Below are 24,576 nucleotides of genomic sequence, written 5' to 3'. Positions count from 1 at the left end.
GTGGCGACCGACTTCTATGACACGCTCGGCATTGCCCGCGACGCGTCTGCCGACGACCTCCAGCGGGCATACCGGAGACTGGCCCGCCGGTACCACCCGGACGTGAACTCTGATCCGGGAGCCGAGGAGCGCTTCAAGGAGGTCAGCGAGGCGTACCAGGTGCTGTCCGATCCGGAGCAGCGCGGCCGGTACGACCGGTTCGGCGGGGACTTCCGCCGAATTGCCGAGGACGCCGGTCGGCCCCGCAGAACCTCGGCGGCGCAGGGCTTCCCGGGCATCGACATCGAGGACCTGCTGAGCGGGTTGTTCCGTGGCCGCGGCCGGGTTCCCGGCGCCGACCAGGAAGCGGTGCTCGAGCTGTCGGTCGAGGAGGCGTACCGCGGCGGGCACCGGCGGTTGACGCTGCCCAACACCGACCGACGGTACGACGTCATGGTGCCGCCCGGAGTCGTTGACGGGCAACGGATTCGGCTCGCCGGACAGGGCGGGCGCGGCGCGGGCGGCGCACCGGCTGGGGACTTGTACCTGGTCGTGCGGATCCGACCGCATCGGCGCTATCGGTTGTCCGGCAGGGACATTCACCTCACGCTGCCGGTGACGCCGTGGGAGGCCGCGCTCGGCACGACGGTGTCGGTGACCACGCCCGGCGGTGAGGTGAAGGTCCGCGTGACCGCCGGATCGTCCAGCGGCCGGCGGCTTCGACTGCGCGGCGAGGGCATGCCGAATCCACGGGGCGCAGCCGGCGACCTGTACGCCGAGGTGCGGGTGATGGTGCCCAAGCACCTCACCCGGCGTGAACGCGAACTCTTCGAAGAACTGGCCGCTGTGTCCGAGTTCACCCCAAGGAGGGCCTGATGGCCGCATACCAACTCGTCCGGCCGGTGCTGCTCAGCGCCGAGACGGTGGCCGCGCGCAGCGGGCTGCATCCAGATCTGGTCCGCCGCTACGCCACGTTGGGCCTGGTGGAGAGCACGACCGACCGGACGGGGCGGCTGTGGTTCCCACCGGCGACGGTGCCGGTGCTGGCCCGCGTGCAGCGGCTGCGCAGCGGTCTGGCGCTGAACTACGCGGCGATCGGGCTGGTGCTCGACCTGCTCGACCGGATCAGGGTGCTGGAAGCCCAAGTCAGGAGCCAACAGCGATGGACATGAGCGAACTGACCCAGAAGTCGCAGGAGGCGCTGCGGGACGCGCAGGCCGTCGCGACCCGGCAGGGGCACACCGAGACCGACGACGAGCACCTGCTGTTCGCCCTGCTCGACCAACCCGACGGCCTGGCTCCCCGGCTACTGGAACGGGCCGGCGTCGACGTGTCCCGGTTGCGCGCGGCGGTGCAGGAGGAACTGGGCCGCCGGCCGAAGGTGACCGGACCGGGCGCGGCTCCCGGGCAGGTGTACCTGACCCGCCGGCTCGCCGCGCTGATGGAATCGGCGGAGCGGGAAGCCAAGCGCCTCAAGGATTCCTACGTCTCCGTCGAACACCTGCTGCTGGCACTGCTCGACAACGGCCCGTCCGGTCGGCTGCTCACCGAGGCGGGACTGACCAGGGAACGGTTCCTGACTGCGCTCACCGAGATCCGGGGCAACCAGCGGGTCACCTCCGCCACCCCGGAGGGCGCGTACGAGGCGTTGGACAGGTACGGCCGCGACCTGGTCGCCGACGCACGGGCCGGCAAGCTCGACCCGGTGATCGGCCGGGACGCGGAGATCCGGCGGGTGGTCCAGATCCTCTCCCGCAAGTCCAAGAACAACCCGGTGTTGATCGGCGACCCTGGCGTGGGCAAGACCGCCATCGTGGAGGGCCTGGCGCAGCGGATCGTGCGCGGCGACGTGCCGGAGGGCCTGCGCGACCGCACGATCTTCTCGCTGGACATGGGAGCCCTGCTGGCCGGCGCCAAGTACCGCGGGGAGTTCGAGGAGCGGTTCAAGGCCGTGCTGGCCGAGGTGAAGGCCGCCGACGGTCGGATCCTGCTGTTCGTCGACGAGGTGCACACCGTGGTCGGCGCCGGCGCGACCGAGGGCGCGATGGACGCCGGCAACATGCTCAAACCGATGCTGGCCCGAGGCGAGCTGCACATGATCGGCGCGACCACGGTGGACGAATACCGCAAGCACGTCGAGCCGGACGCCGCGCTGGAGCGCCGATTCCAGCCGGTGCTAGTGGACGAGCCGACGGTCGAGGACACCGTCTCCATCCTGCGCGGGCTGCGCGAGCGGTTCGAGGTGTTCCACGGCGTCAAGATCCAGGACTCCGCACTGGTCGCGGCGGCCACCCTGTCGCACCGGTACATCACCGACCGGTTCCTCCCGGACAAGGCGATCGACCTGGTCGACGAGGCGTGCGCACGGCTGCGCACCGAGATCGACTCCATGCCGGCCGAGCTGGACGAGCTGACCCGGCGGGTGACTCGGCTGGAGATCGAGGAGGCCGCACTGGCCAAGGAGGACGATCCGGCCAGCCGGACCCGGCTCGCCGACCTGCGCCGCGAACTGGCCGACCTGCGCGCGGAGGCGGACGCCAAAACCGCCCAGTGGAGCGCGGAACGGCAGGCCATCCGCCGGGTGCAGCAGCTGCGCTCGGAGCTGGAACGGCTGCGGCACGATGCCGAGGAGGCCGAGCGCACCTACGACCTCAACCGCGCCGCGGAGCTCCGCTACGGCCAGATCCGCGAGCTGGAACGCCGCCTGACCAGCGAGGAGGAGCAGTTGGCCGCCAAGCAGGGCGGCGCACGGCTGCTGCGCGAGGTCGTCACCGAGGACGAGATCGCCGAGATCGTCGCCTCCTGGACCGGCATTCCGGTCGCCCGACTCCGCGAGGGCGAGCGCGCGAAGTTGCTGCGCCTGGACGAGATCCTGCACGAGCGGGTGATCGGCCAGGACGAGGCGGTGCGGCTGGTCGCCGACGCGATCATCCGGGCCAGGTCAGGCATCCGCGATCCGCGCAAGCCGATCGGCTCGTTCGTCTTCCTCGGCCCCACCGGCGTCGGCAAGACCGAGCTGGCCAAGACGCTGGCCGCGGCGCTGTTCGACAGCGAGGAGAACATGGTCCGCCTCGACATGAGCGAGTACCAGGAACGGCACACGGTCAGCCGGCTGCTCGGCGCGCCGCCCGGCTACGTCGGCTACGCCGAGGGCGGCCAGCTCACCGAGGCGGTGCGCCGAAAGCCGTACTCGGTGGTGCTGTTCGACGAGATCGAGAAGGCGCACCCGGACGTGTTCAACACGCTGTTGCAGGTCCTCGACGACGGCCGGATCACCGACGCGCAGGGCCACACCGTCGACTTCCGCAACTCTGTGGTGATCATGACCTCCAACATCGGCTCGCAGCATCTGCTGGACGGCGTCACCGCGACCGGCGAGATCAAGCCGGACGCCCGCGACGTGGTGTTCGCCGAACTGCGCCGGCACTTCCGGCCGGAGTTCCTCAACCGGGTCGACGACATCGTCCTGTTCACGCCGCTGGGGCGGCCGGAGATCGAACGCATCGTGGAACTCCAGTTCGGGCAACTGCGGGACCGGCTCGCCGAGCAGGGCGTGTTCATCGAGCTGACGGAGGCGGCCCGCAAGCTGATCGCCGGCCGCGGCTTCGACCCGGTCTACGGGGCACGCCCGCTACGACGATTCATCTCCCACGAGGTCGAGACCAGGATCGGCCGAGCGCTGCTGCGTGGCGAGCTCGTCGACGGGCAGGCGGTGACGGTCGACGCGCAGGATGGTGAACTCGTCGTGCGCCTCGGGGCGGCGGGGGTGGCGGCATGACTACGGTCGTGTGTGGCCACTGTGGACACCGCAACCGGCTGCCGCCGGCGGCAGCCGGCCGGCCGAGGTGCGGCAACTGCCACGAGCCGCTGCCGTGGATCGTGGACGCCGGTGACAACGACTTCGCGGAGATCGCCGAGCGAGCGACGCTTCCCGTGCTCGTCGATCTGTGGGCGACGTGGTGCGGGCCGTGCCTCAGGATCAGCCCCGCCCTGGTGCGGCTGGCGCAGGAGAAGGCCGGCGAGCTGAAACTCGTCAAGGTCGACATCGATCGGGCGCCGGTGCTGTCCAAACGGTTCAGCGTGCTCGCCGTGCCGACCCTGCTGGTGCTCAAGGAAGGTCAGGTCGCCGCACGGCACGCCGGCGCCGCGCCCGTGCCGGAGCTGCGGTCCTGGTTGGACCGCGTGCTCGCGAACCGCAGCGAGGAGGCCAGGACATGACCAGGAACCAGATGTGGCACTGGTCGCCGTCGCAGCTAACAGACGTCGACGAACGCGGAGCGAAGGAGTGGTGATGACCGCGACCGTGGATCCGCATCTGATGTATGTGCGGAACGTGCTGCCTCGCACCCCTCAGGGCTGCGAGGAGTGCCTGGTGGGCGGATCCAGTTGGCCGCACCTGCGGCTGTGCCCGAGGTGCGGGCACGTCGGCTGCTGCGACTCATCGCCGATGCGGCACGCCAGCCGGCACGCGCACGCGGTCGGCGATCCGATCGTCGAGTCGTACGAACCGGGTGAGAACTGGCGATGGTGCTACGTCGACCAGGCCTTCGCGTGACCGCCCGCGTGGGGCAGCCGCTGCTGGAGACGCCGGACCCGGACGGCGCCTTCCCCCGACTGACCGACGAGCAGATCAAGACCCTGGCCCGACTCGGCTCCGTGCGGCCGACGAGGGTCGGCGACCGGCTGTACGAGCAGGGCGCGCAGGCAACCGACTTCTACGTGGTGTTGGCCGGAATGGTCGCCGTCGTCGAGGGCGTCGGCGCACGGCAGCGCATCGTGCAGGTGCACGGCCCCCGCCGCTTCCTCGGCGAAGTCGGTCTGCTGGAAGGACAACCGGCCTTCGTCAGCGCGGTCGTCGCGCAGCCGGGCGAGGTTCTCGCCGTGCCGCTGGACTCGCTGCGGCCGGTGTTGCTCGGCGATGCGGCGCTCGGCGAGGAGATCCTCCGCGCCTACCTGATCCGACGGTCGCTGCTGATCGGGCACGGCGCAGGCCTGCGGATCATCGGCTCGTGTTTCTCGCCGGACACGCGGCGACTGCTGGAGTTCGCCGCCCGCAACCGGCTGCCGCACCGGTATCTGGACGTGGAGAAGGATGCCCAGGCGGAGACGTTGCTCACCCGGTTCGGTGTGCCGCCGGACGAGACCCCGGTGGTCGTCCTGGACGGCGCGGACCTGCTGCGCAACCCCAGCAATGTGGAACTGGCCAGGAGGATGGGACTGCGCCGACCGCAGCCGCGGCCCGACCTGTCCGACCTGCTCGTGATCGGCGCCGGTCCGGCGGGACTGGCCACGATCGTCTACGGCGCGTCGGACGGGCTGACGCTCACCTCGGTGGACAGCACCGCCACCGGCGGACAGGCCGGCACCACCTCCAGGATCGACAACTACCTCGGCTTCCCGTCGGGGATCTCCGGGGCCGACTTGGCGGAGCGGTCCACCATCCAGGCGGACAAGTTCGGCGGACGGATCACGGTGCCCGCGGAGGCGCTGGACCTCCGAACGTGCGGCGGCCATCACCTCGTCGGCCTCGACGACGGCACGGAACTCGCCGCTCGCGCGGTGGTGATCGCCACCGGCGTGCGCTACCGGCGACTGCCGGTGCCGGGCATTGAGCGGTACGAAGGGACCTGCGTGTACTACGCGGCGACCGCGCACGAGGCTCGGGCCTGCCGCACCGCGCCGGTCTCCATCGTCGGCGGCGGCAACTCGGCCGGGCAGGCCGCGGTGTTCCTGGCTCGCGAGTCGGCCCAGGTGCACCTCCTGGTACGCGGTGGCGACCTGGGGGACAACATGTCCCGTTACCTTGTCGACCAGGTGACCCACCATCCACGGATCGCGGTGTTGACGCACAGCGAGGTGCGAGACGTGGTGGGGGACGAGGACCTGCGGGGGCTCGTCGTGGAGAACACCACCACGGGCGAACGGCACGTCGTGTCCTCCCAGGTGTTGTTCGTGTTCATCGGCGCCCGCCCGCACACCCGCTGGCTGGCCGGCGCGGTCGCCCTCGACCGGGACGGATTCGTGCTCACCGGCCCGGACGCGGACGGCCATCGGGACGACGACGGGTGGCGGCATGTGTCGCGGCGCCCGCTCGCACTGGAGACGAGTCGGCCCGGCGTGTTCGCCGTCGGCGACGTGCGCCGCGGGTCGGTCAAGCGGGTGTCCGCCGCGATAGGCGAGGGCGCGACCGCGGTGCGGATGGTGCACGACCATCTCTTCGAGGAGGACTGATGCCGGTTTTCAGCGTGACCCGCTTCGAACGGTTCTTCCGCGCGGCCGCGGGACTGCACATGGACAAGAGCGACCTCAAGCGGTACCAGGACTTCCTGGACCGGAACGTGCACGACCTGTTCGTGGCGGCCGGCGTGACCGCGAAGGCGAACGGCCGGGACGTGATCGAGCCGGCCGACCTGCCGATCACCAAGGGCCTCCAGGAATGCGTGCGCGAGTTCCGCAAGCTGGACGAGGAACTGGACGTGGCGCCGATGCTGGCGCAGGTGATCGCGCTACCACCGCCGTTGCACCTGACCATCGGCACCGACGCGAGAGACCGGCTGCCGGCCATCGCCGGCGGGCTCAGCGTGGCTCTGGCGCGCGCGTTCCCGCTCGTCGCCCCGTCCGTGAAGAACCCGGGCACCGCCGAGTGGGAACAGGTGTTCGCGCTGTTCGACCTGCTGCTGTAGACCCGCGGTGGCCACGGCCGGCCGGTGGTTCGGCACCGCCGGGGCCGGGGCGCGGACGTCCGAGAGCTCATCGTCGATCTGTCCCACGCCGGGCCGGCGCCCGATGCCCTGCTCGACCTGATGCGAAGGGTGGAGACGAAGGTATTGGCACACAATGGAACCTCGAGTCGGCGGGGCTCGTACCGCCGGTCCCGCACGCGGCGGCGGACCGTCACCGGTCGTTTGCCGACATCGGGGCACCCGGCCGCGGCGTGTGGTGGCGGCGGACATGACCGCCACGCATGTCCGGCCGGTCCGCCGGCAGTGGCCCCGGATCTTCGGGGTCGGGCTGACGCTGTGGCTGCTGTCGGCGGTCGTCACCTACCTGACCGGCAACCCCAACCTGCTGCCGACGCTGGTGCTGGTGGGCAGCTTCCTGCTGCCGGTCACGTTCGTTGCGTGGGCGTTCGAGCGCCGCGACTCCGGCGAGATCACCGCGGAGTTGGTGTTCGGCACGTTCCTGGTCGGCGGGGTGTTGGGTGTGCTGGGTGCCTCGGTGCTGGAGGCGTATCTGCTGCACCCGTCGTCCTGGCTGTACCTCGGGGTCGGTCTGATCGAGGAAGCCGTCAAGCTGGTCGCGCTCGCCGTGCTGACCAGGAGACTCGTCGTGCGGTCGACCCGGGACGGGATGATCCTCGGCGGCGCGGTCGGTTTCGGTTTCGCGGCGTTCGAAACCGCCGGCTACGCGCTGACGGCGCTGTTCACACCGCAGGGGCTGTCCCTGTCGGACGTGGTGACCACCGAACTGCTGCGCGGCGTACTCGCGCCGGTCGGACACGGACTGTGGACCGCGATCCTCGGCGGCGTTCTGTTCGCCACCGTCCACAATGGTCGGATCAGGTTCACGGTCCGGTTGCTGGTGGCGTACCTGGGTGTGTCGCTGCTGCACGCGGTGTGGGACTCGATGTCCGGTATCGCGTTGACCCTCACGCTGCTGCTGACCGGCGGCCCGCACTGGGAGTTCGACCTGTCCCGCGGCTGGTTGGCGGAGCCGACAGCGTCCCAGGTGCGGGTGTACACCGAATTGACCTGGCTCGGCTACGCGGTGGTCGGCGTGGTCGGCGTCCTCTGGCTGGCGGCCATGGTCAGGCGGGCCCGCAGGTATTGAGTCGAAAGTGATCGTTTGCCTGTATGTTGCTCACTTGTGATCGAGGTCGAGGACGCGCGTCGTCTGTCGCCCGCTGAGCGGGAGGTGCTGCGGTTGCGGGTAGTGGCCGCGTTGGAGTCCGGCACCGTCACCGGCTATCGGCAGGCGGCCGAGGTGTTCAGGGTGGCCGAGCGGTCGGTGGGCGCGTGGTGGCGGGCGTATCGGGATGGTGGCCGTGAGGCGCTGGCGGTGCGGCGGGTGCGCCGCCCTGGACCGGCCGAGCTGATCACTGCCGCCGAGCGGGGCACGCTATTCATGGCGATGGCCGACTACACGCCCGAGGAGTTGCTGATCGGTGGCCCGTTGTGGACCCGGGCGGCGGTGGTCGAGTTGATCCGGTTGGTCACCGGGGTGGTGATGACCGAGCAGGGCGTGGGGCTGTGGTTGCGTCGTCACGGGTTCACCCCGCAGCGCCCGGCCCGGCGCGCCTACGAGCAGCAACCGGCCGCGGTGCGGGCCTGGCTGGACACCGAGTATCCGGCGATCGCGTCGCGAGCCAAGGCCGAGGGCGCGGTGGTGGCCTGGGTTGACCAGTGCGGGTTGCGCTCGGATGCGGCCCCGCCGGGGCGGTCGTGGGCGCCCAAGGGACACACGCCGGTGGTGCGGGTGACCGGGAAACGGCTGCGGGTCAACGTCATGTCCGCAGTCGCGTCCCGGGGTGCGTTGTGGTTCACCGTGTTCACCGGCCGGTTCACCGCGCCGGTGTTCACCGCGTTCCTGGCCCGGCTGGCCCGGCAGGCCGGGCGGAAGGTGTACGTGATCGCCGACCGGCACCCGGTCCACCGCAGCAGGGTGGTGCGTACCTGGCTGGAAGCCAACACCGACCGGATCGAGTTGCACCTGATGCCCGGCTACAGCCCCGAGTTGAACCCCGACGAGCTGCTCAACGCCGACCTCAAACGCAACATGCCTGCCGGTCGTGCTCGCACTGTGGAGCGGCTCGCCCGGGACACGCGCCGCTTCCTGCACCGCCGCCAGCGCCAGCCACACCTCGTCCGTGGCTACTTCCAGGCACGCCACGTCCGCTACGCGATCATGTAGGCAACCAAACAGTTTCGGCTCAATAGCACGAGTGGGTCGCCATGCGGAAAGTGGACAGGAGCCGGCGCATAGCGGACGTACAACGGCGTGTGCGGTGGTTACGGTCAGCGGTGTGGTCGAAGATCGATAGGCCGCGGTTGCTGCGGCGATCGGGAAGGTCGCCCGCCTCGACGACGTGCCGATCGCGCTGGACCATGTCTGCCGCGCCTGTGTCCAGATGCTCGATGTTGACGGGGTCAGCCTGTGCACGATCAGCGACCTCGGCCTTGGCGAGCCGATCTCAGCCACCAACGCCATGAGCGACCGCGCGGTCGTGTGGGGCTCGGTTACTCGATTCTGGCCCTGACCTGCCGGTCCGCGACGACCGGGTCGGTCACGCGACGATCTCGTACTCGCTTGTCAACCCGTCAAGGACGGGCCGACGCCGGACGCGGTAGTTGGCGAGGTCGATCGGTTTCGGGGGCCGCGTTTCGACTTGTACCGGCGCAAGCTGCTGGAGACTCCGGTGTGGCCGTGAGGTGTTGAAGTGCCGCAAGTATGCGGCGAGGACGCGGCGTAGATGTCGCTCGTTGACGATCAGCAGCCGATCGAGCAGCTCGCGGCGGAGACTTCCGATCATTCGCTCACAAATCGCGTTCGCGCGAGGCGCTTGTGGTGGGCTGGCGAGGATCCTGATGCCCTCGGCGGCGAACACGGCGTCGAACATGGCGGTGAATCGCGTGTCCCGATCTCGCAACAGAAACTTGATCGAGTCGACATGCTCACCGAGGTCCATCACCAAGTTGCGTGCCGCTTGCACAGTCCATGCGCCGGTCCGGTGGGCGGTGACTCCGACCAGATGCGCGCGGCGGGAGCCGTGCTCGACGACGATCAACGCGTAGATCCGTTTCAGGAAAACGGTGTCGACATGGACGAAGTCCGCCGCCATGATGCCCTTGGCCTGCGTGGCAAGGAACTGCTTCCAGGTGGGACCCGACCGGCGAGGTGCTGGGTCGACGCCTGCGGTGGTGAGGATCTGCCAGACTGTCGAGGCGGCGATGCGGTGCCCGAGACGAACCAGTTCTCCCTGGACGCGCCGGTGTCCCCACTGCGGGTTCTCGGTCGCCATGCGGATGACGAGGTTCTTGATCGCTGCCGCGGTCGGTGGACGCCCTGGGCGGCGCCGGTCGCTGTAGTCCCATTTCCTGGCGATCAACCGCCGATGCCAGGCCAGCAGGGTCGCGGGCGTGACGGAAAAGATCTCCCTCCAGCGACGGCGTGGCAGTAGTCGGGACAGTGCGGTCAGCCACAGTCGGTCCGCTGGGGTGTTGTGCTTCCCCTCGTATCGTGGAGACCTGAACCAAGAGAGATGATCAGGTCGTGGGAAACACAAGACGCCGGTTCGATCCAGAGTTCCGCGCTGGTGCGGTACGGATCGTGGCCGAGACCGGCAAGCCGGTCGCTCAGGTCGCACGAGATCTGGGGATCAGCGCTCACACGCTGCACAACTGGGTGAACGCGGACCGGCGCAACGACGAGGACACGCGCAGCGGCCCGCTCAACGAGGACGAGCGCGAGGAGCTGGCCCGGCTGCGGGCCGAGCGGGCGCGGTGGACGAAAGACCGTGCCGAGTTGGAGATGGAGCGTGATGTCCTCAAGCGCTCGGTGGTCCTGTGGGTCAAGGATGCGATGAACCAGTGATCGTGGCGGAGTTCATCGCGTCCCAGAGGACTGCTTTCGGTATCCCGCACGCGATCGCCTGCCGGGCACTGGGGGTCTCGCAGTCCTGGTTCTACAAGTGGATCAACCGCGCGCCGACCGCCCGGGAGCAGCGGCGGGCGCGGTTGGATGAGCAGATCGGGAGGTTGCTCACCACCTCTGGAGGCACGTATGGCAGCCCCCGGATCACCCGAGATCTACGGGAGGCCGGCTGGACGGTGTCGGAGAACACCGTGGCGGCACGGATGGCCGAACTCGGCCTGGCCGGGCGGCCGCCGAAACGGCGGCGATCGCTGACCCGGCAGGGCAGACGGCCAGTCGTCCGGGACCTGGTGCGGCGGAATTTCACCACCGTGGCGCCGAATGTGCTGTGGTGCGGGGACGTCACACAGATCGACACCGACGAGGGACCGTTCTACCTCGCGACGACCGAGGACCTGTTCTCCCGTCGGATGTTGGGGTACGCCATGTCCGATCACCATGATGCGGCTGTGGTGGTGGCGTCGCTGCAAATGGCCGCTACCACCCGGGGCGGCCAGGTGGGCGGGGTGATCTTTCATACCGACCGCGGGTCGGAATACACCGCGGCCAGGACCGCGGCGGCCTGTCAGGCGCTGGGCGTGGTGCAGTCGATGGGCCGGGTCGGGTCGGCGCTGGACAACGCCGCTGCCGAGGCGTTCAACAGCACGCTGAAGGTCGAGTTCGTGCACCGGCAGCACTTCGCCACCCGCGTCGAGGCGCGGATCAAGGTCGCAACCTGGATTGCGGACTTCTACAACACCACCCGCCGACACAGCGCCAACGACGGATTGGCCCCGATCCCGTTCGAGCATCAGATAGCGCAAGCACGGGGTGCCTCAGCGGAGCAGGTCAGGGCCGATGTGGCATAACACCGTCTCCACGATTCGAGGGGATTGACAAAGGAAGTGGCGGCATGCTGCTCACGAAATCGAGAGGCGGCAAGCCGAGTTAGCAGGGAGGGCATCGACGCCCCTGGACACCGACACCACGTTTGGGTCCCTGGTCCCTCGTCGTCGGCAGCTCAGCGAGTGCAGCATCACGCGGCCCTCGGTCATTCTCGTCGACCGTGATCACTTCCACCTGCGAGGCTACAAGGAACCATAGCGCATAAACGATCTTGACTCACTGCCTCCCTGCCGAGTTCTCGTCACCTGTGCGGACATTGCGAGAACTCACGTTCCCTGACTGCTGGCCAGTGCCCCGAGGAAGCCCCCCGACTCGGCGGCGCTGGCCAGCCGCATGGCCAAGGTCAGAACCTTCCCCGTTGCTTCGCCGCTTCGCCGCTTCGCCGCTTCGCCGCGTCGCCCCTCCTCCTCACGGGTTAGTTGCAGTGCTTGTACAGCGGCAGTGACCCCGTGTGCAGGTCGTGGGCCAGCAGCGCGACTTGGCTGAGCAGCAGGAGGATGAGGACCGCCTGGACGACCGCGCAGATCCGGACGGCGCGGTGGCCGGGGGTGGTGAGGGCGAGCCAGGTCAACCACGCCGTCCCGCCGGCGACCAGCAGGGCGATCCAGTAGGCGAGGTAGACCCCGGTCGGCACGGTCGCGAACGCCCAGCGGGCGCAGTTGGTGGCGATCTGGTGTACCCACTGGTTGTAGGCGGGCATGGCTGCCTGGACCAGGCCGATCGTGATGGCGTCGCCGACGAGTGCCGCGGCGAGCAGTCGCGATGCGGGCCAGGTCGTCGGGTGGCGCAGCGCGGGCTGGGTGTCTACCGGTGCTGGCATCGGGCCCCCAGGTCGGTGATCTGCGTGGTGTAGGCGGACAGATTGGTGGCGGTGGTCGCGGTCGCGGTGACCGTGAGCGGCCCGAGCAGCAGCACGGGGGCCACCAGCAGAGCGATCGCGGCGCGGATGCGGCGGCGCGGCCAGGCCAGCGCCACGGTGGCGCAGGTGAGTACCAGTGCCGTGACCGCCCAGGCGGTGGCTTGGGTGGACAGCTCACACGGGAGGCAGGTGGTGGCGCGGATCGTCGTGCAGCTGGGGCCTTGGGGGCTGAGGAAGTCGGTGTCGGCGTGCAGCGCCCGGATGTCGGTGATCACCGCCATGGCCGTGGCGGCCAACGCGGTCACGGCCACGACGGCCAGGATCCATCCTCGTGTTCGGCTCAATCGAGTACTGGTCACGGGGGTCGCCTTCACTGTCTGGGATGGGCGCGAGTCGGCGCTGGTAGGGGGCGGGCCGGGGGCGGGTGCCCGGCGCGGCCCGCTCGGGTAGGGCCCACGTCACCAGAACAGGTGGGTGCGTTCGCCTGCGCAGTAGCGGCGTGCGGCGATGAACAGGCGCAGGTAGAGCTGGTCGAGCGTGAGGTAGTTGGGGATCAGGTCGGTGGCGGCCAGGGATCCTTCGCTGTGGGTCAGTCCGGTGGGGGTCCGGGTGGCGTAGCGGGCCGGGATGGTGGTGGTGTCGCCAGCGGCGAGGGTGATCGCGTCGTCGATGCCGATCTCGACCAGCCCGGCGACTTCGGCGTCGTCGAGGGGAATCTCGTCCAGGTCGATGGCCAGTGGGATCAGGTGCCAGTGCTGGAACTCGCGTTCGATGTAGTCGGGTGCGAGGGTGATGGCGGTCTGGCGCAGGCCGATCGGGTGCAGGTCGCTGTAGTTAAGCGGAAGGCCGAGTTCTTCGCGGGCTTCGCGGATGCCGTCGGGGATGGTCTCGCCGGCGTGGTAGTGGCCGCCGACGGTGATGTCGGCGTAGTCGGGCCGGTCGAAGGAGTAGCGGCCCGGGGCCTTCTTCTGCAACAGCACGGTCCAGTCGAGGGGGTTGACCGCGAGGGCGGAGAAGGTGCGGTGCCACGAGCCGTTGCGGTGGGCGGTCTTCTTGTCCTCGACGCCGACGTGCTCGTAGCTGTCGGTGAAGGTGTCGATCAGGGGCATGAGGCTTCTCCGTGTCCGTTCCGTGCTCGGCGAGTCCGCGCATGGCGGCCAGGTGGTCGCCTCCGCGCAGGACGTCGTCGCTGGAGGCGACCCCGACCCTGCTCTGTGTGGACAGGGTGTCGCGCAGGGGAAGTAATGGGGTGGCGTTGCCGTAGCCGTGTGCACGGTCCTCGGTGACGGCCCACTCGGGCAGGCTCTGGCTAATCAGACCGGCAAGGTGCGCAGCGCGTAGTCCACGGCGAGGATTCGGGCGCGACCGGTGGCCTGGATCGTGCCGGCCACGCGGGTGTGCAGCACGTGGGGCGAGTTGATAGCCGTCGAGTCCATCGTGTCCTACTTGACGAGGATCACTCACTGGTAGAGCGCATGACACGTGGTTTAGAGACGCGGCCAGGGAATGCACCGCTTCCCAGTGGCCTGCGTCAGCCTGTCAGCTCGGTGAGTAGTTCGTGCGCTGCGTGCTTGGCTGGTTGGAGAAGGGGAGTAGTGGCGTCCTGCTTGGTGGCGATGCGGATGATGTTGGCGCACAACAGGAGTCGGGCGAGCCTGCCCTCGCGGGTGGCGAGGTCGTGGGTGAACTCACGCAGCACGCGGTCGGCGAGATCGGGGACGGGCAGGGAGGCGCCCCACAGGTAGGCGGCATCCAAACCGCGAGGGGCAGCTCCCCAGTCCTCCCAGTCGAGCAGGTGCCCGTCACGGGTCAGGTTGGCCCAGTGCAGGTCGGCGTGCGCGGTGCGCCACTGCTCGATGCTGGTGTCCACGCCGGGGAAGACCTCGTTGACCCGGCGGGTCAGGTGTTCCTGCCGCATCCCGACTCGGGTGGTGGAGTTGCGGGCGAGGGCGTCGAGGTTGGTGTGCAGGCCGGTCCACCAGGAGTCGGGCAGGCGGGTGGCGGTGGTCGTGTCCCCGATGACTGGTGAGGAGACGAGTTCGAGTTCGTCGGCGCGCCACACGACGTCGCGGTCGGTGTCGGTCCACACCACGGATCGGTACCAGTCCGGCCGGGACACGCCGGTCAGGGTGGAGGCGGCTTCCGCGCCGATCCAGGACTGCTCGGACAGCCGGTGTCGGGGACGGCGCTGGATCCGTACCCAGGTGCCCGAGCTGGTGGGCATGCCCTCGGTGACCCCGTAGTTGCCGTGTATCACCGCGGCCCGGTCGGTGGTCAGGCCCAGGGTGGTGTCGACGTGGTCGAGGACGTCATGGTGGGGCTCGGTGCGCAGGTCGATCCACTGGGTTCGGGCTGGGCTCGCCGGGTGCGCGGACACAGGCTTCTCCTTGGAGGTTCGGGGGATGGGAACGGGTTCGCGGTGTTCACGATGCCGGACGGTCAGTGCCCCGGGGGTGGCAGGGCCAGGTTGCCCGTGGGGGCGCCGATGAGGTGGCGGTAACCGGTGATGGCGTCGGCACGCAGGCGCAGGTGTGTGGCGTCGAGCAGTTGGTCCAGGTGGCGGGTGCTGGTGGTGCCGACGGTGATCCGGGCGCAGCGGGGCAGCTCGAACGCGATCCGGTAGCCCGCCTGCGGTGCCGTGTGCTGCTGGCCGGGGAGCAGGAACGCGTCGAGGGGGGCCTGCGACCAGACCGGGTGCTCGGTGGTCCCGGCGAACGGGCTCATTCCCCAGCACCGCGGCGCGTCGATGTTCAGGTGGCGCAGCAGGTCCTCGGTCGCGGTGAGCATGGCGGCGTCCAGGGTCAGGCCGGTGCGCACCATGGCCGCATCCGGTCGGGGCCCGGCGTAGCCGTGGGCCAGAGCGGCGAGCACGGGGCGCGGGTTCCAGCTGGCGATGCCCCAGGCCCGGCACAGGCCGTTGTCGACGGCGGCGGCCATCGTGGCGCAGGCGGTCTCCAGGGCCTCGCGTGCCGGTGCGGCCGCGAGGGTGTCCAGGGTGCGTTCGGGGCTGTGCAGGAACACCACGGCCGGTCGCACACCGAGTTCGTCCACCGACTGTTCGATGGCCTCACGCAGCCGTACGGGGTCCAGGCTGTGGCAGGGGCGGTGGCCGGTGGGGAAGAACCCGACCTTCGTGGACACCTCCACCTGGTCGAGCAGGTCACCGACGGTGGCGGCCAGCGTGCGGTGCGAGCCGAACCCGAGGTAGTTGACGGCGGTGTCCACAGCGGTGACGCCGTGGTGCACGGCGTGCTCGATCAGGGCGCGCTGGTGATCAGACCGGTATAGCCCGAGGACAACGGAGCGGTCAGCTCGGCGCACAGGCCCTCCCGCAGCAGAGTGGCGGCCAGCGCCGCGGTATCGATGCCGGTGGCCTCGTGCACCCCGGCGAGGTTGACGGGGTTGCCCGACAGCAGCAGGCGGACCGCGGGCAGCGTGCGGGCGGCGAGCACGAGCTGCTTGCCTGCCGCGGTGACCTCGACACGGTCGCCGTGGTCGGTGATGCACGGCGGGAAGTCGGTCACGCACACCACGTCGGTGGGCGGGCCGAACACGCCGCGGGTGGCGACGTGGCGGTGTGGTGGCCTCTCCTGCTCGCGTGCGGTGAGGTAGGCCTCGGGCGGGTAGGTGGACAGGACGTCGGCGACCGCGGTGGTCAGGTCGCGCTGTTGCTGGTGGCGTTGCTGCGGGGTGCCCCACCGGTCGAGGTCGTGGCGGAACCGTTCGAGTTCCCGGGCGCGGTCGGCGGCCCAGCTCAACCAGTCGACGCCGGTGCGCTGCACGAATCCGAAGGTGACGTGCAGGCTGAAGCCGTTGTCGTCGCGGCCGGTCCTGGTTGCCTGGTGCCAGAAGCCCCGGGGGATGTGCATGACCTCGCCCGCGGTCAGGGTGCCCGACCAGACGATGGTTTTGCCCGGCTGGGTGTTGGGTTCGGCGTCGCGGTACATCGGTACCGGGCGGGAGGCGCCGCGGACTTCCCAGGTCTTCTCGCCGGCGATCTGCAGGATCAGCACGTCGTGGTCGTCCCAGTGCAGCGAGAACCCGGCGGTGGCCCTAGTGGTCAGGTAGGTGTTGACCTGGACCAGTTCCCGGGACCACCACTGCAGTGCGCGGCACGCGGCTTCCATGGTGGGGTCGAAGGTGTCGAGTGCGTCGAGCACGAGGGTGGCGCCGTCGTCGAGCAGGTGTGCGAGGCGATCCATGTTCGCCATCGTCAGGGCCTGGCCCCGGCGGGTGGTCTGGGTGGTCAGGTACTGGTCGGGGTGTAGCTCGGTGCCGTTTTGGAAGCAACGGAGCTGGGGTGGCCCGAGCACGCGGCGCATGATCGTGTCCAGCACTGTGGCTGGGGTCAGCAGGCGTGGGCAGAGCGCGGGGTCGGTGATGCTGCCGCGGGCGAATCCTCGGCCCAGGGCGTGGGGGCCGTGCCAGTCCAGTGCCTTCTCGATCGCCGCGATCAGGTGGTGGTCCATCGTCGTGTTCCCGTTGTGTCCTCAGGTCGGGGTTGTCGGTGGTGGTGGCCGCCTCGCTGGTCGAGGCGGCCACCGTGTCGGTCGTGCTTGTCAGGCCTCGGGGATGTTCAGGCCGTCGCCGCCCTGGTCCTGGTGTCCGTCTCCACCGCCGACGATGGTGCTGTCGGAGTGGACCGCGTCCATGCGGCCGCGTACCTGCGACAGGGTGTTCACCGCGAGAACGAGCCCGTCGTCATTGCCCATTGCCGTTCGCCTCCTTGATCACATGACAGTTCCTCAGTCTTGTCGGAGTGTGGCAGCTCGTGTACCGCCTACTGGGCAAGGGGGTCTGGGGCAGGTTCGCAGGTTCTGGCGAGCGAGACGGTCACCGAGGCTGGAGCTGATCGCCGCGATGAACTCCGTGCGGCAGCGAAGGTGCCACCGCGATGCGTGGAGATGCTGAGGGCGTCCAGGCTCAGCACGTGTCGGGCTGCTCCGGGCCGGTGAGGTTGCCGGTCCTCACGCGAGCCGTGTGCTCACCCGTGCAGCAGCAGAGCCCGGTCCCGCCATGCCAGCTCGAGCAGGGTGAGGGCACTGGCGGACAGGCGGGGGTTGAGGCGGTCGATGGCCTCACGGGTGAACGGCATGTCAGCGCGGCCGTGCGCACCCACGTGGCGGCCTTCGTCATTGACCGTGACCAGGGCGGCGAACAAGTCGTCGAACACCTCGTCGTCGATCACCGCGACCGTCAGCTGGCCCGCGCCCAGTTCCAGCGGCTCAATCACCAGCCCGTAGTGCCACATTCGGAACCGGCCCTGCGCGCGTGCCCGCTCGAATGAACGGAAGGGTTCCTGTTCGCCGTAGTCGATGGACTCCGGCCCGCTGCCGTCGTGCTCGGGATTGCCGAGGAACTCCTCGGAGAACTCGCGCATGATGTTGCGCCACAACGAGAAGTCGTTGCGTACATCCACTAGCTCCACCGTCGAGGGCTGGAACTCGCCGGAGGGGGTCACGTGGCACAGGCCGCCACCATCCGCGACCGCGCCACCATCCCGTTCGTGCAGCACGAACCGGTGGTCACCGCCAGCGCGATCGCGGCGGATCGTGAGCGTGCTGATCCCCGGCGACATCAGCAGACACGACGGATCGAAGGGATCCTCGATCGAGGCGCGCAACGGCAGCGCGCTCCAGTCCGGCAAGGAACCACCCGTGGCGAGCCACGCGGCCTTGAACTCGTGCGCGACGGCCTGCTTGACGTCGAACACCTGGAAGAACCCGATCGTGCCGAACTCCAGCTCCAACCCACCCTGCCGCGCGTGCAGGCCCAGGAGCCGGTAGCTGAGCCTGTTCTCCATCAGTCGAGGCCTGACCAGGTCACGCACCGCCCGGCTGTAACTGGTGTAGCGCTCGCCCCGGTCTGTCAGCGGGAGCACATGCTCCACCGACCCAGTCGAGGGTGCCGGGGTCTGCTCACCGATCCACCTGAGCGTGACCGCGTCCAGCTCGACGGGTGGATCCAGGAGCCAGCCAGGGCCGGTCAGGACATGACCCCCCGGTGCGCGGCTGGTCTCGGGGTAGAGCCAGGCGGCCAGTTCGGTCAGCTCACGTCCCCGCACGCCCGGGGCCCGCCGCACCCGCAACCAGTCTTGTTGACTGCGCTCGACGCGCGCCTCCACCGACGCCCCAGGGGCCAGAGGGGGAGTGGAGTCTGGGTGCGCACGCTCTGGCGCCCCGGCCGTATCGGGTGCGGTGATCAGTCCACTGGCCCTGCGCTGGTGTCGCTCGGCAGCGGCCTCGTCCCGCAGGGCAATGAGGCGCCCCTGGGCCTCGAGTGCATGGTCCATCGCCTGGATCAACGATGCTGAGGGCAATGCCTGGTGGGGGCGTTCGGCGAGGGAGATGTACTGCTTGGTGTAGCCGATCCTGGCAGCCAGCGTTACCTGCGTCAGCCCAGCGGCCTCGCGCAGCGTGAGGATTTGCTGTGCTAAGCAGGTTGCCAGAAGTTGTGTCTGTAACTCGCGTGAGTTGACCTTGCCGTGAACGTGAAGAGCCTCGTCGGGTTGGATTCGGTTACCACACCAGACTCCACCACGACGAGGCCTCCACCAGTATGCGCCCCGCGCATGTCTACGCCGACTTGACCCCTGCCCAGCACCTCGAACTGGTCACCGCGCTGCACGGACCCTGGCGAGTCGCCACCCGCATCGTCATCGTCTTGCTGTCCGCGTCCGGGATGAGCGCGCCCGAGATCGCGGAACTTCTGCACTACGAGCCGGTCACGGTGCGCCGCTGGATCACCCGACACACCCGCGACGGCATCAACGGGCTACCCGACCGACCCCGCAGCGGACGCCCCCGCCTGGGCAGCCCCACGCTCGGACACCGCATCCACACCCTGCTGCACACCCCGAAAGCCTGGACCACCGCACGACTGTGGCGCGCCGCCCGACGCCCCGAAATGAGCCTGCGCACCTTCTACCGGCGACTGCGTGAACACGCCAGGTGGCGGCGTCCCCGGCTGATCGCCAAAGGCGACCCCGACCACGACACGACCTGCGCCACGATCCAGGCCCGCCTCGCCGCACTCCCCACCGGCTCCGTGGTTCTGGCCGAGGACGAAACCCACCTCGACCTGCTGCCGCGGGTCCGATCGTGCTGGATGCCCACCGGCCTGCGTCACCGGATCCTGACTCCCGGCAGCAACATCCGCCGCACCATCCACGGCGCGATCGACCTCACCACCGGCGCCTGGCACCACCACGTCTCCGTCAAGAACGTCTCCGTGGTGTTCTGCTACTTCCTGCAACAGGTACTCGACGCCTACCCCGACGCCCCTGTTGTCGCGGTGATCTGTGACAACGGCGGCACCCATCACAGCGGGATCACTCGCCGCTGGCTGGCCGAACACCCGCGCCTGTTACTGATCGAGGGCGCGAAATACAGCCCGCAGGACAACCCCGTCGAACGCGTCTGGGCCGGCCTCAAGCACCACATCGCCAACACCGCGCCAGCCACGATGGCCGGCCGCGTCCGACAGGCACACGCCTACTTCCGCGACCGGAGCACCGAACAGAACCTGATCACCGCCGCGCCCTGGACCAGCCCCTGGCTACCCGAAGGTTTCGGACAAGACTTTTGGCCACGTGCTTAGCCGGTCGCGTGAGGTTCACCCCGAACGGTGGACAGGGGCTTACACAGTTCACGCAGCCGCTGGCAGTGACTTCTCGTAGACGTCGGGGCTGAGCATCCCGATCGCGGAGTGCCGTCGCACACTGTTGTAGAAACGGATCCACTTGTCAACCGCAGCAACGAGTTCTGTCTTCGTGGCGTACACATGCCGGTAGTAGTGCTCGTGTTTGAACGTCGACCAGAAGGACTCCGCCGGGCTGTTGTCCCAGCAGATTCCGGTCGCGCCCATCGACCTGCGCAGCCCGTGCCGGAAGCACGCCTGCGTCGTCAGGTGCGCGGTGAACTCGCCGCCGCGGTCCGAATGCAGAATCGTGCCACGACACCGGCCGCCACGTGCGGCGACCGCGGCGTCGATGGCGTCGGTGACCATCTCGGCACCGATGTGGTCAGAGATGCTGTGGCCCAACACTTTCCGAGAGTGCCCGTCCCGGATCGCGCACAGGAACATCTCGCCCGCACCACAGGTCAGGTACGTGATATCGGTGAACCACACCGCATTCACACGGCCCTGGTCGAAGGCGCGGCCGACCAGATCCGGTGGGAACGACGCCGTCGGATCGACCACGGTTGTCTTGACCTTGAACGTGCGGGGGCTGATGCCCTCCAGCCCGATCGAGGCCATGATCTTGGCGACGGTCTTCGCCGTGACCACCTCGCCCTGGTCACGCAGTTCGGCGGTGATCCGCGGTGACCCGTAGGTGCCGTCGGAGTCCTGGTGCGCCTGGGTGATCTTCACCTCGAGGTCCGCGCGACGCTGCTGGCGTGGCGTCAACACCGATACCGCGGCGCGTTTCACGTGCGCGTAGTAGCCGGACGTCGACACGCCCAGCAGCCGTGCCATGCGCAGCACCGAGAACCGCGTGCGCTTCGGTGAGATGGTGCCGGCGGTCTCGGCGAACTCGTCGGGGCCGGCGTACTTCGCCATCAGAGCGAACCGTGCTGGTTCTTCTGCATCGCGGCAAAGTACGCCGAGGCTTTTGACAGGAACGCGTTGTCCTTCTCCAGCTCGGACACCTGCCGGCGCAGGCGCAGCAGCTCGGCCCGCTCGGCCGCCTCCAAAGGCTTGTCGCCATGGACTTCGGCCGCGGTGATCCGGCGCCGTTCGTCTTTGACCCAGACGCTGAGCATGCCCGCGTCGATTCCCAGCTCGCGGGCGACCTCGGAGATCGTCCGGCCGGAATCGATCACACGATGTGCAGCCTCGACCTTGTACTCGGCCGTGTACGACCGGCGCTTGCGAGGAGGCATGGGGACATCCTTCCAGCAGGACGGCTGGTCCTGCTAACTCGGTGTCCACTACCCGGGGTGAACCTCAGCGTGCGGACACCGGTGGAGGGGCGTTGTGTGCCTCCACCGACCGGACATCCGGGTGTGCTGGTGCCTGCCCTGCGTCGCGGTGGCCATCGATTCCGTCGTTCATGGCCGCCCCTGTCCTAGTAGCGCGTCGCGGTGCCGCCACGCCAGCGCCAGGCACGCCGTGCAGGTGGCGCCCATGACCTCCCGGTGCACGAAGCGGTCCACGTTGCCCGCGGTGAACGCGATCCCGTCCCGGGCCGTCGCACCGTCCTTCACAGCGAGTCGCCCCTCCACGTTGCTGTCCGCGATCTGCCGGAACAGCCGGTCGAAGGTGGAGCTGTCGAAGACCGCGACGGTGGCGATGGTCGCATTCAGGCTCAACGGATCCATCACCAGCCCGAGCACCGACACGCGGATCGCCCCGGCCTCGCGGGCCCGGGTCATGTCCCGGTAGAAGGGCCAGCACTGGTAGTCGACGGGGACTCCCGTGCTGCCGTCGTGCTCGGGGTCGCCGAGCAGTTCCTCGGAGTATTCGCGCACCATCGTGCGCCACAGATCCAGATCCGTCCGCAGGCTCTGCGGGGAGATCGAGGCGGGCTGGAACTCACCGGCGGGGATGAGCCCGTAGTGCCCGCCCCCCACGGCGACCGCGCGCCCGTCACGGCGCATGAGGTAGAACGCCGCCGTTCCGGCCGACCTGTCCTGGCGGATGGTCAGGGTCGTCACCGACAGGTTCACCGGCCGCTCCGCGAGGTCGAACGGCGCGGGCCCGAGTAGTGACCGGTAAGGCAGGTCGTCGATCCCCGGTGGGGTCGTGGTCGCCGCGGCATGAGCGGCGAGTTCGTGGACCAACGCTTCAGCGATGTCGAACTTCGCGAAGTACGTCGACAGACCGAACCTCAGCCGCAACCGGTGCCCGTCAGGACGGTGGAGAGCCAGGAGCCGATAGCAGGACCGGTTCTCGAACAACCGCGGCGGTGCCAGGTAGCGGATGGCCGTGCTATAGCTGGCGAACGCCCGCCCAGGGGCCCGCAGGGGAAGCACTGAGGCAACCTCGGCCTCCCGTCCGGTGATCACCGGCAGCGCAGGCTCCTCATCCCAGTCCAACTCGACCTGATCCAGCGGGACCGGGGATTCAGGAAGCCAGTGCGCCGCGGCCAGCACCGGCAGGCCTGCTGCTCGCGCCGTGGCTGGATACAGCTGCGCGGCCAGCGTTGTCAGCACCGTGCCCTGTGCTCCAAGGAACGCACGGACCTCCCGCCAGCGAGCCTGGCTCGCGGCCACCGCGGGCGCCACATCCGCACCCGTGTCGATGCCGATTCCCGCGGAGCGGCCTGCACTCAGGTCTTGTCGGCGGCGTGCGTGTTCCACAGCGGCCTCGGCCCGCAGTGCCGTGAGGCGCCCGTGGGCACCCAGTGCAGAGTCGAGTGCGCGGACGAGCGAGTCGGAGGGAAGCCCCGTACCAGGGCGTTCGGCCAGGGAGACGTACTGCTTGGTGTAGCCGATGCGAGTCGCGAGCGCCGCCTGCGTGAGGCCGGCGGCATCACGCAGCGCATGGATCTCCTCGGCGAGCCGGTCGCGCGCGGAGCGCGGCGAGTGGTTGTCCTGCCTCGCTTCCGACACCGTGTGCACTCCTCGCAGCGGCCCAATGCGCAGCTCGAGTCAAACGCGGACCGTCGTGAGAGTCAAATACCTCCAGCCCACGAAACGTAACGTGCCGCGACACGGTTCACCGACGTATCCACCGCACCGCTCAGCGAGCTTCCTGACCTGCTTCAGGGCGCGTAGGCCGCTGCGGACGGTCACCGGGAGTGTGTCAATGCGGCAAGGCTGAGCAGGTTTGTGCCCCGTAAGACATGCCTCAACAGAGGCGCGGCACTCGACTGCCGTCGTAGTTGCTCAGCCTGCGAGTTGCCTGAGCCCGCACGCAGTGGTCGGCATGCGATCATGAGCCACAGCCGCCGTGAGGTTCACCCCGAACGGTGGACAGGGGCTTACGAAGGTTCAGGCGGCCGCTCGGAGTGACGTCTCGTAGTCGTCGGGACTGAGCATCCCGATCGCGGAGTGCCGCCGCACACTGTTGTAGAAACGAACCCACTTGTCAACTGCGGCAACGAGTTCTGTCTTCCTGGCGTAGACGTGCCGGTAGTACTCCTCGTGTTTGAACGTCGACCAGAACGACTCCGCCGGGCTGTTGTCCCAGCAGATCCCGGTCGCGCCCATCGACCGGCGCAACCCATGCCGGAAACACGCCTGCGCCGTCAGATGCGCTGTGTACTCCCCGCCACGGTCAGAATGCAGGATCGTGCCACGGCACCCGCCGCCCCGGGCGGTCGCCGCGGCGTCGATGGCGTCGGTGACCATCTCGGCACCGATATGGTCGGAGATGCTGTAGCCCAACACTTTCCGCGAGTGCCCGTCCCGGATCGCGCACAAGAACATCTCGCCCTGACCACACGTCAGATACGTGATGTCGGTCAGCCAAACGGCATTCAGCCGGCCCCGGTCGAAGGCACGGTCGACCAGATCCGGCGGGAACGACGCGGTCGGATCGACCACCGTCGTCTTGACCTTGAACGTGCGTGGGCTGATGCCTTCCAGCCCGATCGAGGCCATGATCTTGGCGACGGTCTTCGCCGTGACCACCTCGCCCTGGTCACGCAGTTCGGCGGTGATCCATGGCGACCCGTAGGTGCCGTTCGAGTCCTTGTGTGCCTGGGTGATCTTCACCTCGAGGTCGGCGCGGCGCTGCTGTCGTGGCGTCAACACCGATGCCGCGGCGCGTTTCACGTGCGCGTAGTAGCCGGACGTCGACACGCCCAGCAGCCGTGCCATGCGCAGCACCGAGAACCGCGTGCGCTTCGGTGAGATGGTGCCGGCGGTCTCGGCGAACTCGTCGGGGCCGGCGTACTTCGCCATCAGATCGAACCGTGCGGATTCTTCTGCATCGCGGCAAAGTACGCCGAAGCTTTTACCAGGAACGCGTTGTCCTTCTCCAGCTCGGCGACCTGCCGGCGCAACCGCAGCAGCTCGGCCCGCTCGGCCGGCTCCAGGGGTGTGTCCCCGTGGACCTCGGCTGCGGTGATCCGACGCCGCTCGTCTTTGACCCAGACGCTCAACATGCCCGCGTCGATTCCCAGCTCGCGGGCGACCTCGGAGATCGTCCGGCCGGAATCGATCACACGATGTGCAGCCTCGACCTTGTACTCGGCCGTGTAGGACCGGCGCTTGCGAGGAGGCATGAGGACATCCTTTCAGCAGGACCTTTGG

Annotated in this window: 28 protein-coding genes and 1 pseudogene; 13 read left to right on the top strand and 16 right to left on the bottom strand. The window is 68.9% G+C overall.

Going from position 1 to position 24,576, the window contains the following annotated elements; translation table 11 throughout:
* The 10 genes from KALB_RS26285 (at position 1) to KALB_RS47765 (ending at position 9,235) form a co-directional block, all read left to right on the top strand.
* Positions 1–855 carry a DnaJ C-terminal domain-containing protein gene (locus KALB_RS26285; protein WP_025358677.1) on the top strand — a complete coding sequence of 285 codons (855 nt, stop codon included), beginning with the start codon at positions 1–3 and terminating at the stop codon, positions 853–855.
* Entirely contained in the window at positions 855–1,151 is a 297-nt protein-coding gene (locus KALB_RS26280) for a chaperone modulator CbpM (protein WP_025358676.1), read from the top strand. Before KALB_RS26285 ends, KALB_RS26280 begins: the two co-directional genes overlap by 1 nt.
* On the top strand, positions 1,142–3,757 hold the full coding sequence (gene clpB / locus KALB_RS26275; RefSeq protein WP_025358675.1) for an ATP-dependent chaperone ClpB: 2,616 nt from the start codon (positions 1,142–1,144) through the stop codon (positions 3,755–3,757). Before KALB_RS26280 ends, clpB begins: the two co-directional genes overlap by 10 nt.
* Positions 3,754–4,197 carry a thioredoxin family protein gene (locus KALB_RS26270; protein WP_025358674.1) on the top strand — a complete coding sequence of 148 codons (444 nt, stop codon included), beginning with the start codon at positions 3,754–3,756 and terminating at the stop codon, positions 4,195–4,197. The genes clpB and KALB_RS26270 overlap by 4 nt, the downstream gene beginning before the upstream one ends.
* A 73-nt stretch (positions 4,198–4,270) precedes the next feature.
* On the top strand, positions 4,271–4,534 hold the full coding sequence (locus KALB_RS26265) for a UBP-type zinc finger domain-containing protein (RefSeq protein WP_025358673.1): 264 nt from the start codon (positions 4,271–4,273) through the stop codon (positions 4,532–4,534).
* Positions 4,531–6,210, top strand: a complete 1,680-nt coding sequence (locus tag KALB_RS26260) for an FAD-dependent oxidoreductase (RefSeq protein WP_025358672.1) — start codon at positions 4,531–4,533, stop codon at positions 6,208–6,210. Before KALB_RS26265 ends, KALB_RS26260 begins: the two co-directional genes overlap by 4 nt.
* Entirely contained in the window at positions 6,210–6,662 is a 453-nt protein-coding gene (locus tag KALB_RS26255; protein WP_025358671.1) for a DUF1931 family protein, read from the top strand. Before KALB_RS26260 ends, KALB_RS26255 begins: the two co-directional genes overlap by 1 nt.
* Before the next feature lie 268 nt (positions 6,663–6,930).
* Positions 6,931–7,809, top strand: a complete 879-nt coding sequence (locus KALB_RS26250) for a PrsW family intramembrane metalloprotease (protein ID WP_025358670.1) — start codon at positions 6,931–6,933, stop codon at positions 7,807–7,809.
* Between the two features lie 36 nt (positions 7,810–7,845).
* A complete protein-coding gene (locus KALB_RS26245) occupies positions 7,846–8,889 on the top strand; it encodes an IS630 family transposase (protein ID WP_025357638.1) in 1,044 nt (347 codons plus the stop codon).
* Positions 8,890–9,064: 175 nt separating this feature from the next.
* On the top strand, positions 9,065–9,235 hold the full coding sequence (locus KALB_RS47765; protein ID WP_158510817.1) for a hypothetical protein: 171 nt from the start codon (positions 9,065–9,067) through the stop codon (positions 9,233–9,235).
* 27 nt (positions 9,236–9,262) lie between these two features.
* Here KALB_RS47765 and KALB_RS48645 read toward each other — a convergent pair whose 3' ends face one another.
* On the bottom strand, positions 9,263–10,084 hold the full coding sequence (locus KALB_RS48645; protein ID WP_236650020.1) for an integrase core domain-containing protein: 822 nt from the start codon (positions 10,082–10,084) through the stop codon (positions 9,263–9,265).
* Between the two features lie 164 nt (positions 10,085–10,248).
* Between KALB_RS48645 and KALB_RS26235 the strand changes: the two genes are divergently transcribed.
* Both KALB_RS26235 and KALB_RS26230 read left to right on the top strand, forming a co-directional pair.
* The gene (locus KALB_RS26235) at positions 10,249–10,569 is read left to right on the top strand and encodes a transposase (protein WP_025358669.1); all 321 of its coding nucleotides are present in this window, start codon (positions 10,249–10,251) and stop codon (positions 10,567–10,569) included.
* Positions 10,566–11,477 (top strand): IS3 family transposase, encoded by a 912-nt coding sequence (locus KALB_RS26230; RefSeq protein WP_025358668.1) that lies wholly within the window; start codon positions 10,566–10,568, stop codon positions 11,475–11,477. Before KALB_RS26235 ends, KALB_RS26230 begins: the two co-directional genes overlap by 4 nt.
* 452 nt (positions 11,478–11,929) lie before the next feature.
* On the opposite strand, the gene KALB_RS26225 is transcribed toward KALB_RS26230, so the two are convergent.
* The 10 genes and pseudogenes from KALB_RS26225 to KALB_RS49920 all read right to left on the bottom strand — a co-directional run.
* Complete coding sequence (locus tag KALB_RS26225) at positions 11,930–12,334, bottom strand: hypothetical protein (protein WP_025358667.1); 405 nt, start codon at positions 12,332–12,334, stop codon at positions 11,930–11,932.
* Positions 12,319–12,684, bottom strand: coding sequence for a hypothetical protein (locus KALB_RS26220; protein ID WP_025358666.1), 366 nt, complete (start codon positions 12,682–12,684; stop codon positions 12,319–12,321). The genes KALB_RS26225 and KALB_RS26220 overlap by 16 nt, the downstream gene beginning before the upstream one ends.
* A gap of 147 nt (positions 12,685–12,831) precedes the next feature.
* Positions 12,832–13,482 (bottom strand): NUDIX hydrolase, encoded by a 651-nt coding sequence (locus tag KALB_RS26215; protein ID WP_025358665.1) that lies wholly within the window; start codon positions 13,480–13,482, stop codon positions 12,832–12,834.
* Between the two features lie 204 nt (positions 13,483–13,686).
* Positions 13,687–13,809 carry a hypothetical protein gene (locus KALB_RS49925; RefSeq protein WP_268872217.1) on the bottom strand — a complete coding sequence of 41 codons (123 nt, stop codon included), beginning with the start codon at positions 13,807–13,809 and terminating at the stop codon, positions 13,687–13,689.
* A gap of 95 nt (positions 13,810–13,904) precedes the next feature.
* A complete protein-coding gene (locus tag KALB_RS26210) occupies positions 13,905–14,750 on the bottom strand; it encodes a hypothetical protein (RefSeq protein WP_025358664.1) in 846 nt (281 codons plus the stop codon).
* 62 nt (positions 14,751–14,812) lie between these two features.
* Positions 14,813–15,694 (bottom strand): aldo/keto reductase, encoded by an 882-nt coding sequence (locus KALB_RS26205; RefSeq protein ID WP_063750721.1) that lies wholly within the window; start codon positions 15,692–15,694, stop codon positions 14,813–14,815.
* Positions 15,631–16,842 carry a JmjC domain-containing protein gene (locus KALB_RS26200; RefSeq protein WP_025358662.1) on the bottom strand — a complete coding sequence of 404 codons (1,212 nt, stop codon included), beginning with the start codon at positions 16,840–16,842 and terminating at the stop codon, positions 15,631–15,633. The genes KALB_RS26205 and KALB_RS26200 overlap by 64 nt, the downstream gene beginning before the upstream one ends.
* Before the next feature lie 90 nt (positions 16,843–16,932).
* Positions 16,933–17,085, bottom strand: a complete 153-nt coding sequence (locus KALB_RS48305; protein WP_169743536.1) for a hypothetical protein — start codon at positions 17,083–17,085, stop codon at positions 16,933–16,935.
* 272 nt (positions 17,086–17,357) lie between these two features.
* Positions 17,358–18,455 (bottom strand): XRE family transcriptional regulator, encoded by a 1,098-nt coding sequence (locus KALB_RS26195; protein ID WP_236650018.1) that lies wholly within the window; start codon positions 18,453–18,455, stop codon positions 17,358–17,360.
* A gap of 186 nt (positions 18,456–18,641) precedes the next feature.
* Positions 18,642–18,797: pseudogene (locus tag KALB_RS49920) on the bottom strand (helix-turn-helix domain-containing protein); the annotation flags it as partial.
* A gap of 134 nt (positions 18,798–18,931) precedes the next feature.
* On the opposite strand from KALB_RS49920, the gene KALB_RS26190 reads away from it, so the two are divergent.
* Positions 18,932–19,972, top strand: coding sequence for an IS630 family transposase (locus KALB_RS26190; RefSeq protein ID WP_025353822.1), 1,041 nt, complete (start codon positions 18,932–18,934; stop codon positions 19,970–19,972).
* 48 nt (positions 19,973–20,020) lie between these two features.
* Here KALB_RS26190 and KALB_RS26185 read toward each other — a convergent pair whose 3' ends face one another.
* From KALB_RS26185 to KALB_RS26165, 5 genes are all read right to left on the bottom strand, one after another.
* Positions 20,021–20,935, bottom strand: coding sequence for an IS3 family transposase (locus KALB_RS26185; protein ID WP_025358660.1), 915 nt, complete (start codon positions 20,933–20,935; stop codon positions 20,021–20,023).
* Positions 20,935–21,258 (bottom strand): transposase, encoded by a 324-nt coding sequence (locus KALB_RS26180; RefSeq protein ID WP_025358659.1) that lies wholly within the window; start codon positions 21,256–21,258, stop codon positions 20,935–20,937. The genes KALB_RS26185 and KALB_RS26180 overlap by 1 nt, the downstream gene beginning before the upstream one ends.
* 168 nt (positions 21,259–21,426) lie before the next feature.
* Positions 21,427–22,929 carry a helix-turn-helix domain-containing protein gene (locus KALB_RS26175; RefSeq protein ID WP_025358658.1) on the bottom strand — a complete coding sequence of 501 codons (1,503 nt, stop codon included), beginning with the start codon at positions 22,927–22,929 and terminating at the stop codon, positions 21,427–21,429.
* 381 nt (positions 22,930–23,310) lie between these two features.
* On the bottom strand, positions 23,311–24,225 hold the full coding sequence (locus KALB_RS26170) for an IS3 family transposase (RefSeq protein WP_025358650.1): 915 nt from the start codon (positions 24,223–24,225) through the stop codon (positions 23,311–23,313).
* Positions 24,225–24,548, bottom strand: coding sequence for a transposase (locus KALB_RS26165; RefSeq protein WP_025358651.1), 324 nt, complete (start codon positions 24,546–24,548; stop codon positions 24,225–24,227). Before KALB_RS26165 ends, KALB_RS26170 begins: the two co-directional genes overlap by 1 nt.
* Positions 24,549–24,576 lie beyond the last annotated feature (28 nt).

The sequence above is a fragment of the Kutzneria viridogrisea DSM 43870 genome, assembly GCF_000525635.1.
Classification (GTDB): domain Bacteria; phylum Actinomycetota; class Actinomycetes; order Mycobacteriales; family Pseudonocardiaceae; genus Kutzneria; species Kutzneria viridogrisea.
The sequence above is the reverse complement of the archived record's forward strand: the minus strand, read 5'-3'. Positions and strand labels throughout refer to the sequence as shown.

Excerpts from the sequence above, each read along its gene's own strand:
- KALB_RS26165 (WP_025358651.1), bottom strand. The coding sequence starts at position 24,548 with ATGCCTCCTCGCAAGCGCCGGTCCTACACGGCCGAGTACAAGGTCGAG.
- KALB_RS49925 (WP_268872217.1), bottom strand. The coding sequence starts at position 13,809 with ATGGACTCGACGGCTATCAACTCGCCCCACGTGCTGCACACCCGCGTG.
- KALB_RS26280 (WP_025358676.1), top strand. The coding sequence starts at position 855 with ATGGCCGCATACCAACTCGTCCGGCCGGTGCTGCTCAGCGCCGAGACG.
- KALB_RS26180 (WP_025358659.1), bottom strand. The coding sequence starts at position 21,258 with ATGCCTCCTCGCAAGCGCCGGTCGTACACGGCCGAGTACAAGGTCGAG.
- KALB_RS26270 (WP_025358674.1), top strand. The coding sequence starts at position 3,754 with ATGACTACGGTCGTGTGTGGCCACTGTGGACACCGCAACCGGCTGCCG.
- KALB_RS26170 (WP_025358650.1), bottom strand. The coding sequence starts at position 24,225 with ATGGCGAAGTACGCCGGCCCCGACGAGTTCGCCGAGACCGCCGGCACC.
- clpB (WP_025358675.1), top strand. The coding sequence starts at position 1,142 with ATGGACATGAGCGAACTGACCCAGAAGTCGCAGGAGGCGCTGCGGGAC.
- KALB_RS26255 (WP_025358671.1), top strand. The coding sequence starts at position 6,210 with ATGCCGGTTTTCAGCGTGACCCGCTTCGAACGGTTCTTCCGCGCGGCC.
- KALB_RS26225 (WP_025358667.1), bottom strand. The coding sequence starts at position 12,334 with ATGCCAGCACCGGTAGACACCCAGCCCGCGCTGCGCCACCCGACGACC.
- KALB_RS48305 (WP_169743536.1), bottom strand. The coding sequence starts at position 17,085 with ATGGGCAATGACGACGGGCTCGTTCTCGCGGTGAACACCCTGTCGCAG.
- KALB_RS26250 (WP_025358670.1), top strand. The coding sequence starts at position 6,931 with ATGACCGCCACGCATGTCCGGCCGGTCCGCCGGCAGTGGCCCCGGATC.
- KALB_RS26200 (WP_025358662.1), bottom strand. The coding sequence starts at position 16,842 with ATGGACCACCACCTGATCGCGGCGATCGAGAAGGCACTGGACTGGCAC.
- KALB_RS26265 (WP_025358673.1), top strand. The coding sequence starts at position 4,271 with ATGACCGCGACCGTGGATCCGCATCTGATGTATGTGCGGAACGTGCTG.
- KALB_RS26185 (WP_025358660.1), bottom strand. The coding sequence starts at position 20,935 with ATGGCGAAGTACGCCGGCCCCGACGAGTTCGCCGAGACCGCCGGCACC.
- KALB_RS26190 (WP_025353822.1), top strand. The coding sequence starts at position 18,932 with ATGCGCCCCGCGCATGTCTACGCCGACTTGACCCCTGCCCAGCACCTC.
- KALB_RS26215 (WP_025358665.1), bottom strand. The coding sequence starts at position 13,482 with ATGCCCCTGATCGACACCTTCACCGACAGCTACGAGCACGTCGGCGTC.